Genomic DNA, 12706 nt, shown 5'->3' on the forward strand with positions numbered 1-12706 from the left:
TACGCCGGTGTCGCCGTGGGCGGACTGTCAGAGGGGGCGGATGTTCGCAGCCTGGGGACCCTTGGGGCCCTGAGCCAGGTCGTACTCGACCTTCTGGTTCTCTTCGAGGTTGCGGAAGCCATTGCCGGAGATCTCGCTGTAGTGGGCGAAGACGTCGGCGCTGCCGTCATCCGGGGCGATGAAGCCGTACCCCTTCTCCGAGTTGAACCACTTGACGGTGCCTTGTGCCATCGTTCTTTCGTCCTTTCATGCCCGATGCAGAAGCTCTTTCAGGCGCCGGACGCTCTCATCGTACACGGGCGCGCGCAGCCAGTGTCCGTATGACGTCGGCCACCTCGTCGGGGCGCTCCTCCGCCATGTAGTGCCCGGCGGTGGTCGGCTGGTACGTGAGGTCGTCGGACCAGGCGCCCCAGATGGCCGTCGGGTCGAAGCCGAGCTGCGCTCCCCAGTCCTGCGAGAGGACGCCCAGCGGCATCTCCAGACGGCGTCCGGCCTCCCGGTCCGCGCGGTCCAGCTCGAGGTCGACGCCGGAGCTGGCCCGGAAGTCCGCGACGATCGACGGGACGGCGGCGACCGAGCTCTCGATGTAGTGGCGCCGCAGCTCCGGCGTGAAGGTGTTGCCGTCGGAGTCCCACGCGTCGAGGAAGGAGGCGACGAAGTCCTCGGCGACCGCGGCGATCATCCGCTCGGGCAGGCCCTTCGGCTGCGCCATGAGATAGAGGTGCCAGGCGACTTTCGCGTCCACGCCGTGGAGCACGCCCCAGGTGTCGAGGGTCGGCAGCACATCGAGGATGCCGAGGTACTGCACCGCCTCCGGGTGGTCGAGGGCGGCGCGCACGCCCACGAGGGCGCCGCGGTCGTGACCGACCAGGCCGAACCGATCGTGGCCCAGCGCGGTCGCGACCGCCACCACGTCGTCGCCCATCGTCCGCTTGGAGTAGGTCTCGGGGCCGTCCTCCTCCGGCTTCCCGCTCCGGCCGTAACCGCGCAGATCGGGCACGATCACGGTGTGGTCGTCGGCGAGCCGCCGGGCGACCTCGCTCCACATGACGTGGGTCTGCGGGAAGCCGTGCAGCAGTATCACGGCGGGGCCGTGGCCGCCGTGGGCGACGTTGAGCGGCACGCCGCCGCTGCCGGGGATGGTGCGGTAGTCGAAGCCGTCGATGGTGGTCATCGGGGGAGTCCTTCCGGATCGGGGTCGGTGGGTTCGGCGGGGGCGGGATGGCCCGAGAAGATGCCGAGCGGGAGCGCGCCGGCGCGGCCGGCGGTCGCGCGGAGTGCGGGGATCAGGATGGTGTCGACCAGTGCCTCCAGGTACGCGTCGGTGGTCTCCAGGCCGTTGAGCCGGCGGAGCAGCAGGAGGCTGCCGGTGATCTCCTCGAAGGGGAACGGGTCGACGCCCCCTGGCAGCTCGCCGCGCGCCGCCGCGGCCGCGATCACGGAGGCGGGGAGCCGTCCGCCGGTCGGGCCGACGCTGTGCTCGATCGCGTCGCCGAGCTCCGGATCCTCGAACCCGGCCTGCAGCAGAGCGAGCGCCGTGTGGCCGTCGGTCGACTGCATGGTGGTGAGGAGCCGGTTGCAGAGGGCGAGCAGGTCGCCGCGCAGAGATCCGGTGTCGATCTCATCCGGACCCTCGCGGCGGGCGGGACCCGCTTTGAGAGCGGCGACGACCATGTCCCGCTTGGTCTTCCAGCGGCGGTACAGCGTCGGCTTGGAGGCGCCGGCGCGCCGGGCCACCTCCTCGAACGTCACGCCGTCGTAGCCGCGCTCGGTGAGCAGCGCGTTGACGGCGGCGAGGATCGCCGCCTCCCGCTCCGCATCCCGCGGCCGGCCGGCACTCTTTGAATACGACACGTTCCGTATCGTAACACGTGGCGCGCCCGGCCTCATCTACTGGTCGCAACACGCCGTTATGGCACTGGCCGTAACGGCGTGTTGCGACCACTAGATGCTGGCGGCGAGGGTCCCGGGTGGGAGGCCGAGCGTCCACTCGGCGACGTCGGAGACGAAACGCACGTGGGCGGGGTGGGTGAGGTCGCCGGTGCTGTTCACGTACGAGCCGCCGCCGTCGACGGCCATCAGGATGCGGATGCTCGCGGCCTCCGGGTCCACGGCTGCGAAGTCGCCGGACTGGATGCCGTCCTCGATGATGGCGCGCAGGCGCGCGCGGTCGAGCTGGTCCTGCTCGGTGAGGGTCGCGTCAAGCGACGGGGTGAAGCGGGAGAGGTGGCGGGCGTTCAGCCACAGGCGGGCCAGGGGGAGGGAGGCGCCGGTCTGGATGTGGCCGATGAAGTGCGCCAGCCGCTCGACCGGGGTGCCCTCGGTCGGGAAGAACCGCTCGCGCTCGATGGTCGCCGCGCGCGCGAAGGCCTCATCGACGAGGTCTTCCGCGGCGGGGAAGTAGTGCGAGATCAGGCCGGGCCGCACGCCGAGCCGGGTGGCCACCGCGCGCAGCGTGATCCGCTCGAGGCCTTCATCGAGCGCGATGGACGCGGCGGCCGAGAGGATCTCCTCCCGGCGCTCCTCCGGCTGTTTGCGGACCCGGGGTGAAGGCGCTCTTGACTCCATGGGACCCCATGCTATTGAATAAGCGACCAACAACCTATTGGGCATATGACCAACAGCGATGGAGCTGCTGGCAGGAGAGGAACCCATGTCCGAAGCCCGGACCGGCACCGACCACTTCGTGGATGCCTCCACCCAGCCCGAGACCCGAGGGATCGAGGTCATCGGCGACAGCGAGCGGCACGGCCGCGCACGGGATCTGTTCTTCGTCTGGGCCGCGCCCGGCGTCAGCATCCTGAACTTCACCATCGGCGCGACGCTCATCCTGCTCGGGCTCGAGATCTGGCAGGCGTTCCTGGTGATCGTCGCCGCGTCGCTGCTGTGGATCTTCCCCGGCCTGATCGCGGGGAGCGGCCCGGCCGCCGGCACGTCCGGGTCGGTCGTGACGCGGGCGATGTACGGCATCGTCGGCAACAAGCTCTTCGTCGCCTTCGTCGGCTGGTTCATCGGCGCCGTGTTCCTGTCGCTGACCTGGCTGGCGTCGAGCTTCATGGGCGCCGACCTGCTGCGACGCATGGGTCTCGACGACCCGGTATGGGTGCCGATCGGCGTCACCATCGTCGTCTCGGCGGTCACCATCGTGGTCGCGATCTTCGGGCACGGGCTGATCCTGCGGATCTACCCGGCGATGGCGATCGTGCTGTTCGCGATCTTCCTGTTGGTTTCGGCGTTCATCCTGCCGACGGTGGACTGGGGTTACCGCGCACCGGATCCGCTGGGCGGCGTGCCCCTGTGGTCGGCGATCACGGTCGGCTTCACGATCCTCGCCTCCACGCCGCTGTCGTTCATCAACAGCCCGGACATCGCCCGCTACCTGCCGCGGTCGACCAAGCCGTCGCACATCACGGCCGCGACAGCGCTCGGCGGGGCCGTGCCGTTCATCGTGTTCACGGCCATGGGCGTGCTCCTCGCCACCGGTCTGAAGGCGAGCGCGTTCGACGCGGGGATCGACGTGGCGCTGTTCGACCTGCTGCCCGGTTGGGTCGGACCCCTGCTGGTGATCGGCGTGATCGTGAACACGATCGCGCTCAACGCGATGACGGCGTACTCGTCGAGCATGTCGCTGCAGGCAATCGGCCTGCGGCTGAAGCGCATCCCGGCCGCGATCATCGTCGGGCTGGTAGGCACCGCGCTCACCATCTACCTCGTGCTGTCGTCGAGCCTGCTCGAGGCGGCGAACCTGCTGCTGCAGTTCCTGGTCATCGTCTCGGGGCCGGCCATGGCGATCTACGTCGTCGACGTACTGCGCCGCAGGTACGTCTACGACGGCGCCGACCTCTTCGACGACCGCCGTGGCGGGCGGTTCTGGTACGCCGGCGGCTGGAGCATCCCGGGCATCTCCGCCCTGCTGCTGGGCGGCCTGGCGACCGCGCTCTGCCTGTCCACCGACGTGTGGACCGGGGCCATCGGCCAGGCGCTCGGCCACGTCGACCTCTCGGTGCCGGTCGGGATGATCGTCGCCGCCCTCGTCTACGCACTGCTGAGCCGCACACGGCTCGGGAAGGAGGGACGGCTGTGACCGACCCCATCACCCTGTACCGCGGCGGCCGCGTCTTCACCGCCGACGCCGATCCCGAGCGTGCGTGGGCCACGGCGTTCGCCGTGTCGGGCGACCGGATCGTCTGGGTCGGCCGTGACGGCGACGAGCCGCCCGCCGCCGACCGCGTCGTCGACCTCGAGGGCAGGCTCGTGCTGCCCGGCTTCACGGATGCCCACACGCACCTGCTGATGATGGGCGCGGCGCTGGGCCAGGTCTACTTGACGGAGGCGCGCAGCCTCGACGACATCCAGCGGATGCTGCGGGAGGCGCGCGCGGACGACCCGTCGGCGACGGTCCTGCGCGGCCGCGGGTGGTTGTTCGACGCGGTTCCTGGAGGTGTCCCGACCGCGGCGATGATCGACGCCGCGGTCGGGGACATCCCGGTGTACCTGGACGCGAACGACTACCACTCCTGCTGGGTCAACACGGCGGCGCTGGCGGAGCTCGGGATCACCCGCGACACCCCCGACCCGATCGGCGGAGAGATCGTGAAGGACGCCGACGGCGAGCCCACCGGCCTACTGCTGGAGACCGCGGCGACCCAGTACGCGTGGGCGCAGCGCGACGAGGCGACGACCGACGACGACCGCGACGCGGACATCGAGCGCACGCTCGCCGCCTATGCCGCCACCGGCGTCACCGGTGCGGTCGACATGGCGTTCGACGAGTACGGGCTCGCTGCCCTCCAACGGGCGCAGGAGCGTCGCGGGGGAGAGCTGCCACTCCGCGTCGCCGCGCACTGGCTGATCACGAACACCGGCGACGACGAGGCGAACCTCGCCCAGGTGGCCGAGGCTGTGCGCCGCGCGGCGGAGCCGTCGAGCCCCTGGCTGCGGGTGGTCGGCATCAAGCTCATCCTGGACGGCGTCATCGACGCCTGCACCGCGGCGATGCGGCACCCGTACGCGAACGGAACGAACGCCGCTCCGATCTGGCCCCTCGAGCGGCTGCAGCCGGTGGTGGCCGCCGCCGACGCGGCCGGTCTGCAGATCGCGATGCACGCTATCGGCGACTACGCGAGCCAGCTCGCGCTCGACGCGATCGAGCACGCCGTCGCCGAGAACGGCGACCACCCTCGTCGCCACCGGATCGAACACCTCGAATACGCGGCGCCGGGCACGGCCGAGCGGATGGCGCGGCTCGGCGTGACCGCGTCCATGCAGCCCGTGCACTCCGACCCGGCGATCTTCGACAACTGGGTCGCGATGCTCGGAGACGACCGCGTGGACCGTGCCTTCCCGTGGCCCGAATACGAGGACGCCGGAGCGCTGCTCGCCTTCTCCACCGACTCGCCGACGGCACCGCACCACGCGCTGGCGAACATGTACGTCGCCTCCACGCGCGCCTCCGCGCTCGACCCGTCGGTGCCCGCGGTGCAGCCCTGGTTCGCGCTGCCGCTCGACCGCGCGATCGGGCACGCGACCCGGGATGCGGCGGCATCGGTCGGCGACGGCGACTGGCGCGGACGGATCGCGCCAGGTTTCGCCGCCGACGTGGCGGTGCTCGACGCGGACGTGTTCGCGGCGGAGCCGTCGGCGCTGCTGCGGGCGACGGTGGTGGAGACCATCGTCGCCGGGCGGACGACCTACCGGGGCTGAGACAGATCAGCGCATGGCAAGGAACCAGCTGCCGTCGTATTCGCGGTCGACGGTCTGCTGGGACTCCACGACGACCCCGCTACTGGCCACGTCGATCGGGGAGAAGCCGACCTCCCTCAACACGTCGCGAACGCCCTCAGGGAGGGCGGGGTCAGCTCGCAGGTCATCGCGTTCCGCGTCCGTGGTCGTGCACAGCCACACCGCCACACCGGGGAGGTCCGGAAACGCACCGACGAAGCGGATGGCGGCCACGCCGCGCGATGCGAATCGAGCCCTCACAGCCGGCTCGGCACGATCGACTAGCTTCCGTCGCCGGTCACCTGCTACAGACAAGGACCGTCTCTCCTAGCCGGCCGCCGGCCGGGCGGTGGCGGCGCCCGGCTGCGGGCCGGCCGGCGTGACGGTGGTCTGCGCGGTCGCCGCATCCATGTCGAGGGAGTACTCGGGCGGGATGTGGTCGTGCAGGTCGCCGACGATCGTCTGCGTATAGGTGAACGTCGACGCGGCGGGCCACGGCTCGGAATCGCTCAACAGGTAGACGTCGAAGGCCGGCATGCCGGCCAGCGAGCTCGGCCGTCGGATGCTGGCCGGCGGGAACTCGCGCGGGTCGAAGTGGTGCTCGAAGTCGCGCCACGGGTGCTGCGGGTGCACGAACGCGGCGCGCCAGGGTGTGTCGCTCATCGGGTTCCTCGGGATAGGGCAGAGCGTTTCGGGGTAGGCGATAACGGTTGTACCACGAAGTCAGCCCGCGGTATGCGAGGGTGACGGGTCGTGCCGCGGGCCGTATTCGCTCGGCGAAACGAGGACACCCCTCACCCCGCCACCCGCGGCGGCCCCGTGCTCTTCCGCACCACCAGCTGCGGCACCGGGAACTCCGGCGCCGGCCCGTCCGCGTCTCCTTCGATCTGCGCCAGCAGCACGTCGATCGCGCGCGCGCCGAGCCAGCTGAAGTCCTGGCGGATCGTGGTGAGGGGCGGGTCGTAGTGCTTGGCCTCCGGGATGTCGTCGAAGCCGACGATGCTGACGTCCTCCGGCACCGACAGCCCCAGATCCGCCGCCGCATGCAGCAGGCCCAGCGCCATCTGGTCGTTGGAGGCGAAGACCGCCGTGACGTCCGGGTGGTCGAGGATCTTGAGGCCGATCTCGTAGCCGAGGTCGGCCGTCCAGTCGCCCAGCATCGGCGCCGTCACCGGCAGGTCGTGCTCGTCGAGGGACGCCAGGAAGCCGCGCATGCGGTCCTCCGCCTCGCTCCAGTCCTGCGGGCCCGCGAGGTGCACGATCCGGGTGTGCCCGAGCTCGATCAGGTGCTGCGTCGCCAGGCGCGCTCCCGCCTCCTGGTCGAAGGCCGCGACCCGGCCGTCGCCCGGGTCCCTCCAGTGGAGGCTGACGAACGGGATGCGCACCGCCACCCGCTGCAGCGCCTCGTGCGCCCGCTGCTGGGGTGCGATCACGACGACGCCTTCGACCCCTTGGGCGGCGAAGGCGTCCAGGGCCTCGGACATCGTCCCGTCGTCCTCGCGGGCGAGCGTCGCCGACAGGATGGCGTACCCGCGCGCCCGGGCCGCCTCGTCGATCGCCGCGGCGGCGCTGAACGGCCCGTAGTGGGAGCGGCCGGAGACGAGCACGCCGATGGTCTTCGACCGCGCGGTCGCCAGGGCGCGCGCCGCGCTGTTCGGCCGCCAGCCGTGCTCGTCGATGACCTTGCGGACCTGCGCCTCGGTGGACGGCTTGATGTAGCGCTCGCCGTTGAGCACGCGCGACACCGTCTGCCGGGACACCCCGGCCAGCCGTGCGATGTCCCGGATCGAGAGCGCGCGCTCTGCCTCGGGTCCGTGCTCGTCCATGGATCCTGTCTCGTCGGGCGGGAGCGGCACCGATGCCGCTCGCGAACGTGCTCATCATATTTTTCCGCGAATGACTTGACTGGCCACCGCTTCGGGTCATAGCGTCTAACCCGTTCTGGGACCGGTCACATATATCGCGTACGGACCAGCATACGACGAGGGAGTCGCCACATGACAACAGCCGGATCGCACGGTCGCGACGGCTGCTGCACTGTCCCGTCGCAGGCTGATCGCGCAGCGCGTGCCAGTTCCGAGCCCGGCGAGCCCGTGCGCATCGGGCGCACCGGTCGCCTCACCGCTCGAAGGGAATCACAGTGAAGATCAGGAAAGTCGGACTCGCCGCCGTCGCACTCGGCGTCGCCGTCGCACTGGCCGCATGCTCGGGAGGCCGCGGAGGCGGTTCGGACTCGAGCTCGGACAACAAGGGCGCCCTCGTCGGCGTCGCCATGCCGACCAAGGTGTCGGAGCGCTGGATCGCGGACGGCAACGCCGTCAAGTCGGACCTCCAGAAGAACGGCTACAAGGTCGACCTCGAGTACGCCAACAACGACATCCCCACCCAGGTCCAGCAGGTCAACACGATGATCACCAAGGGCGCCAAGGTCCTGATCATCGCGTCGATCGACGGCGGCTCGCTCACCGACCAGCTCGACGCCGCTGCGAAGGCCGGCATCAAGGTCATCTCGTACGACCGGCTCCTCACCGGCGACAAGAACGTCGACTACTACGTCTCGTTCGACAACTACAAGGTCGGGGTCTACCAGGCCAACTCGCTGCTCACCGGCCTCGGCGTCCTCGACGCGGATGGCAAGAAGACCGGCAAGAAGGGCCCGTTCAACATCGAGGTGTTCGCCGGCAGCCCCGACGACAACAACGCGACGTTCTTCTACAACGGCGCGATGGACACGCTGAAGCCGTACATCTCCGACGGGACGCTGGTCGTCAAGAGCGGCCAAACCAACTTCAACCAGGTCGCCATCCTGCGCTGGGACCCGGCGACCGCGAAGGCTCGCATGCAGGACCTCGTCGCCAAGTCGTACTCGACCGGCGCCACCGTGCAGGGCGTCCTCTCGCCCTACGACGGGCTCTCCGACGGCATCCTGAGCGCTCTCGAGGGCGCCGGCTACGGCCAGGGCGGCAAGCAGCTCCCGATCATCACCGGTCAGGACGCCGAGGTCGCCAGCGTGAAGCAGATCATCGCGGGCACGCAGTACTCCACCATCTACAAGGACACCCGCAAGCTCGCGAACGAGGCCGCCAAGATGGCGAACGACCTGCTCTCCGGCAAGAAGCCCGAGGTGAACGACACCAAGAGCTACGACAACAAGGTCAAGGTCGTCCCGAGCTACCTGTTCCAGCCGGTGGTCGTGACCAAGGACAACTACAAGGAGATCCTGGTCGACAGCGGCTACTACAAGGAATCCGACCTGCAGTAAGGCCGGCCGACGGTCCGGGCGGGCGCGCTGCGGCGCGTCCGCCCGGACCTCGCACGATCAGGCAAGGGAGACCATGGCCAACACGATTCTCGAGATGCGCAACATCTCGAAGTCCTTCCCCGGAGTCAAAGCGCTCCAGGATGTGTCGATCAGCGTCGAGGAGGGTTCCGTCCACGCGATCTGCGGGGAGAACGGCGCCGGCAAGTCCACGCTGATGAAGGTGCTGTCGGGGGTGTACCCCCACGGCACCTTCGAGGGCGAGATCGTCATGAACGGCGAGCCCGTCGAGTTCCGGTCGATCAACGACTCGGAGGCGGCCGGCATCGGCATCATCCACCAGGAGCTGGCGCTGTCGCCGTACCTGTCGATCGCCGAGAACATCTACCTCGGCAACGAGCGTCAGAAGCGCGGTTTCATCGACTGGAACGAGACCAACCTGGACGCCGCGAAGCTGCTCGCCCGCGTCGGCCTGCACGAGAACCCGATCACCAAGATCAAGGACATCGGGGTCGGCAAGCAGCAGCTCGTGGAGATCGCGAAGGCGCTGTCGAAGTCGGTGAAGATCCTCATCCTCGACGAGCCCACGGCGGCGCTCAACGACGACGACTCCGCGCACCTGCTGGAGCTCATCCGTCAGCTGCAGTCCCACGGTATGACGGCGATCATCATCAGCCACAAGCTCAACGAGATCAAGGCGATCGCCGACCGGGTGACCATCATCCGCGACGGCCGCACGATCGAGACGCTGGAGATGGGGAAGGACGCCAGCGAGGAGCGCATCATCAAGGGCATGGTCGGCCGGGATGTGGCCAGCCGCTTCCCGGACCACGTGCCGCACATCGGCGAGGAGCTGCTGCGCGTCGAGAACTGGACCGTGCACCATCCCCTCGACCGCACGCGCAAGGTGGTCGACGACGTGAGCTTCACCGTCCGCGCGGGCGAGATCGTCGGCATCGCCGGGCTCATGGGCGCCGGGCGCACGGAGCTCGCCATGAGCATCTTCGGCCGCAGCTACGGCGTCGGGATCAGCGGGCAGGTCTACAAGCGCGGCAAGCCGATCTCGGTGAGCACGGTGTCGAAGGCGATCGAGAACGGCATCGCCTACTCGACCGAGGATCGCAAGCGCTTCGGCCTGAACCTGATCGACAACATCCAGCGCAACATCTCGATCGCGGCGCTCGACAAGCTCGTCAACTGGTTCAAGTTCGTCAACGAGCAGCGCGAGTCGCTGGTCGCGGAGGAGTACCGCCGCTCGATGAACATCAAGACGCCGAACGTCCTGGCGCTGACCGGCAAGCTCTCCGGCGGCAACCAGCAGAAGGTCGTGCTGTCGAAGTGGATGTACTCCGACCCGGAGGTGCTGATCCTCGACGAGCCCACCCGCGGCATCGACGTGGGGGCGAAGTACGAGATCTACACGATCATCGACCGGCTCGCCGACCAGGGGAAGGGCATCGTCGTCATCTCCTCCGAGCTGCCGGAACTGCTCGGCATCTGCGACCGCATCTACACGCTCAGCGAGGGCCGGATCACCGCCGACGTGCCGCGCGAGAAGGCGACGGCCGAATACCTCATGCAATTCATGACCAAGGAACGCGAGAAGAACAACGCATGAAACCGCTCACCAAAGCACTCAACTACCTGGCCGGGCAGCTGCGTCAGATCGGGCTGTTCATCACGCTGATCGCGATCGTGGTCTTCTTCCAGATCGCGACGAGCGGGATCACGCTGGCGCCGATCAACGTGTCGAACCTGATCGTGCAGAACAGCTACATCCTGATCCTGGCGATCGGCATGGTCATGGTGATCATCGCGGGCCACATCGACCTGTCGGTGGGCAGCGTGGTCGCCTTCATCGGGGCGATGGCCGGCGTGTTCATCTCGAACTGGCACCTGCCGTGGCCGCTCGCTGTGTTCTTCTGCCTCGTGCTCGGCGCCCTGGTCGGCGCCTGGCAGGGGTTCTGGATCGCGTACTTCGGCATCCCGGCGTTCATCGTGACGCTGGCGGGCATGCTCGCGTTCCGCGGCGCGGCCCAGATCGCGCTGGGCAACCAGCAGATCTCCTTCTTCCCGAAGGAGTTCCGAGCGATCGGCTCGGGCTTCCTGCCGGCCTTCGGGACGACCGGGTACGAACCGCTGACGATGATCCTCGGCCTGCTGGCCAGCGCTGCGATCCTGTACACATCCATCCGTCAGCGCGCCGTGCGCCGCAAGTACGACCTCGAGGACGAGCCGCTGTGGTGGTTCATCGTGAAGCTCGTCTTCCTCGTGGCGCTGGTGCTCGTGATGACGCTGCTGCTCGCGAGCTACAACGGCACACCGATCGTGCTGATCATCCTCGCCGTGCTGGTGGTGGCGTACTCGGCGGTGATGAACAGGTCGGTGTTCGGCCGTCACATCTACGCGATCGGCGGCAACCTGCAGGCGGCAGCGCTGTCGGGCGTCAAGACCAAGCGCGTGACGTTCCTGCTGTTCGTCAACATGGGCGTGCTCTCGGCGGTCGCGGGACTCGTCTTCACCGCAGGCCTCAACCTCGCCAGTCCGAGCGCGGGAAACGGCTTCGAGCTGGATGCGATCTCCGCGGTGTTCATCGGAGGCGCGGCGGTCACGGGCGGCATCGGCACGGTGACCGGCGCGATCATCGGTGGTCTGATCATCGGCGTGCTCAACAACGGCATGTCGATCCTCGGCATCGACAGCGACTACCAGCTGCTCATCAAGGGCCTGGTGCTGCTGGCGGCCGTGGCGTTCGACGTCTACAACAAGCGGCGGTCGGTCGGGAACTGACCCGATCGGGGTGGCCCCGGCGATCCTGCCGGGGCTACTCTCCGATCGGAAGGGGGCGCCATGACGTTCCGCGAGCTGCACTTCGCCGACGAGCCGCTGCTGCTGCCCAACGCCTGGGATGTCGGGTCGGCGCTCGCCTTCGCCGCAGCGGGGTTCCCCGCGATCGGGACGACGAGCTTCGGCGTCAACGCGTCCGGTGGGCGTCCGGACGCCGAGGGCGCGAGCCGGGATGCGACGGTCGCGCTGGTGCGGGCGATCGCCCCGCTCCCGGCGTACATCACCGCCGACATCGAGGACGGCTTCAGCGACGACCCGGCCGAAGTCGCCGACCTCGTCGCATCCCTCGGCGCCGACGGCGTCAATCTCGAGGACTCGGCGGGAGGCCGTCTGGTCGATCCCGCCATCCCGGCGGCCAAGATCGCGGCCATCCGTGCGGCCGCACCCGACGTGTTCGTCAACGCGCGCGCGGACGCGTACTGGTTCCACGAGGACGACACCGTGGATGCCGTCGTCGAGCGCGCGAAGCGGTACGCGGACGCCGGCGCCGACGGCATCTTCGTGCCGGGAGTGACCGATCCGTCGACGATCGCGGACCTCGCCGCCGCCATCCCGCTTCCGTTGAACGTGCTCGTCGTGCCGGGACTCAGCCTCGATGATCTCCAAAGTCTCGGTGTGCGACGGGTCAGCACCGGGTCGCTGCCGTATCGGGTGGCCATCGACGCGGCGGTGGACGTGGCCGAGGCGCTGCGCGAGCGGCGGGAGGTGCCGTCGGCGACCTCCTATGCGGTGGCCCAGCAGCGTCTGCTGGACTTCGCCCGGTCGACTCCGCGCGGATAATATGGTCGCGTCCGGCGCCTGATCGCCGGTGCTCGAAAAATGGGCACGAAGCACCCGCTGAGCCGCGGTGGCGAGACATATACGGAAGTCGTCCCTCCG

At 69.0% G+C, this 12706-nt stretch carries 13 protein-coding genes; 6 read left to right on the top strand and 7 right to left on the bottom strand.

All coding sequences use genetic code 11. The features are described from left to right. Window positions 1–27: 27 nt before the first annotated feature. The 4 genes from AB0P25_RS10770 to AB0P25_RS10785 all read right to left on the bottom strand — a co-directional run bounded on the left by AB0P25_RS10770 (window position 28) and on the right by AB0P25_RS10785 (window position 2568). On the bottom strand, window positions 28–231 hold the full coding sequence (locus AB0P25_RS10770) for a cold-shock protein (protein ID WP_363807233.1): 204 nt from the start codon (window positions 229–231) through the stop codon (window positions 28–30). 55 nt (window positions 232–286) lie between these two features. Further along, window positions 287–1174, bottom strand: coding sequence for an alpha/beta hydrolase (locus AB0P25_RS10775; RefSeq protein WP_363807235.1), 888 nt, complete (start codon window positions 1172–1174; stop codon window positions 287–289). Further along, complete coding sequence (locus AB0P25_RS10780) at window positions 1171–1854, bottom strand: TetR/AcrR family transcriptional regulator (protein WP_363807237.1); 684 nt, start codon at window positions 1852–1854, stop codon at window positions 1171–1173. Before AB0P25_RS10780 ends, AB0P25_RS10775 begins: the two co-directional genes overlap by 4 nt. 90 nt (window positions 1855–1944) lie before the next feature. Beyond that, complete coding sequence (locus AB0P25_RS10785) at window positions 1945–2568, bottom strand: TetR family transcriptional regulator (protein WP_363807239.1); 624 nt, start codon at window positions 2566–2568, stop codon at window positions 1945–1947. A gap of 85 nt (window positions 2569–2653) precedes the next feature. Here AB0P25_RS10785 and AB0P25_RS10790 point away from each other — a divergent pair, with 85 nt between their 5' ends. Beyond that, window positions 2654–4084, top strand: a complete 1431-nt coding sequence (locus tag AB0P25_RS10790) for a cytosine permease (RefSeq protein WP_363807241.1) — start codon at window positions 2654–2656, stop codon at window positions 4082–4084. Continuing rightward, window positions 4081–5703: an amidohydrolase gene (locus AB0P25_RS10795; protein ID WP_363807243.1), complete on the top strand. Its 1623-nt coding sequence runs from the start codon at window positions 4081–4083 to the stop codon at window positions 5701–5703. Before AB0P25_RS10790 ends, AB0P25_RS10795 begins: the two co-directional genes overlap by 4 nt. A gap of 6 nt (window positions 5704–5709) precedes the next feature. Here the strand turns inward: AB0P25_RS10795 and AB0P25_RS10800 are convergent, their stop codons facing one another. The 3 genes from AB0P25_RS10800 to AB0P25_RS10810 form a co-directional block, all read right to left on the bottom strand. Continuing rightward, on the bottom strand, window positions 5710–5955 hold the full coding sequence (locus AB0P25_RS10800) for a hypothetical protein (RefSeq protein WP_363807245.1): 246 nt from the start codon (window positions 5953–5955) through the stop codon (window positions 5710–5712). Window positions 5956–6048: 93 nt separating this feature from the next. Beyond that, complete coding sequence (locus AB0P25_RS10805; protein WP_363807247.1) at window positions 6049–6384, bottom strand: hypothetical protein; 336 nt, start codon at window positions 6382–6384, stop codon at window positions 6049–6051. Between the two features lie 131 nt (window positions 6385–6515). Next, window positions 6516–7547, bottom strand: coding sequence for a LacI family DNA-binding transcriptional regulator (locus AB0P25_RS10810; RefSeq protein WP_363807248.1), 1032 nt, complete (start codon window positions 7545–7547; stop codon window positions 6516–6518). A 314-nt stretch (window positions 7548–7861) separates the two neighbouring features. Between AB0P25_RS10810 and chvE the strand changes: the two genes are divergently transcribed. The 4 genes from chvE (at window position 7862) to AB0P25_RS10830 (ending at window position 12607) form a co-directional block, all read left to right on the top strand. Then, window positions 7862–8983 (top strand): multiple monosaccharide ABC transporter substrate-binding protein, encoded by a 1122-nt coding sequence (chvE, locus tag AB0P25_RS10815; protein WP_363807250.1) that lies wholly within the window; start codon window positions 7862–7864, stop codon window positions 8981–8983. A gap of 73 nt (window positions 8984–9056) precedes the next feature. Beyond that, entirely contained in the window at window positions 9057–10598 is a 1542-nt protein-coding gene (gene mmsA, locus AB0P25_RS10820) for a multiple monosaccharide ABC transporter ATP-binding protein (RefSeq protein ID WP_363807252.1), read from the top strand. After that, window positions 10595–11770, top strand: a complete 1176-nt coding sequence (gene mmsB / locus AB0P25_RS10825; RefSeq protein ID WP_363807254.1) for a multiple monosaccharide ABC transporter permease — start codon at window positions 10595–10597, stop codon at window positions 11768–11770. The genes mmsA and mmsB overlap by 4 nt, the downstream gene beginning before the upstream one ends. Before the next feature lie 60 nt (window positions 11771–11830). Then, window positions 11831–12607: an isocitrate lyase/phosphoenolpyruvate mutase family protein gene (locus AB0P25_RS10830; RefSeq protein ID WP_363807256.1), complete on the top strand. Its 777-nt coding sequence runs from the start codon at window positions 11831–11833 to the stop codon at window positions 12605–12607. The last annotated feature ends 99 nt before the right edge of the window (window positions 12608–12706 follow it).

Origin of the sequence: Leifsonia sp. NPDC077715, from assembly GCF_040686855.1 — a bacterium.
Lineage (GTDB): Bacteria > Actinomycetota > Actinomycetes > Actinomycetales > Microbacteriaceae > Leifsonia.

Bases quoted from the DNA above. Each gene is read 5' to 3' on its own strand.
- mmsA (WP_363807252.1), top strand. From the start codon at position 9,057: ATGGCCAACACGATTCTCGAGATGCGCAACATCTCGAAGTCCTTCCCC.
- mmsB (WP_363807254.1), top strand. From the start codon at position 10,595: ATGAAACCGCTCACCAAAGCACTCAACTACCTGGCCGGGCAGCTGCGT.
- AB0P25_RS10785 (WP_363807239.1), bottom strand. From the start codon at position 2,568: ATGGAGTCAAGAGCGCCTTCACCCCGGGTCCGCAAACAGCCGGAGGAG.
- AB0P25_RS10810 (WP_363807248.1), bottom strand. From the start codon at position 7,547: ATGGACGAGCACGGACCCGAGGCAGAGCGCGCGCTCTCGATCCGGGAC.
- AB0P25_RS10830 (WP_363807256.1), top strand. From the start codon at position 11,831: ATGACGTTCCGCGAGCTGCACTTCGCCGACGAGCCGCTGCTGCTGCCC.
- AB0P25_RS10805 (WP_363807247.1), bottom strand. From the start codon at position 6,384: ATGAGCGACACACCCTGGCGCGCCGCGTTCGTGCACCCGCAGCACCCG.
- AB0P25_RS10790 (WP_363807241.1), top strand. From the start codon at position 2,654: ATGTCCGAAGCCCGGACCGGCACCGACCACTTCGTGGATGCCTCCACC.
- AB0P25_RS10775 (WP_363807235.1), bottom strand. From the start codon at position 1,174: ATGACCACCATCGACGGCTTCGACTACCGCACCATCCCCGGCAGCGGC.
- AB0P25_RS10770 (WP_363807233.1), bottom strand. From the start codon at position 231: ATGGCACAAGGCACCGTCAAGTGGTTCAACTCGGAGAAGGGGTACGGC.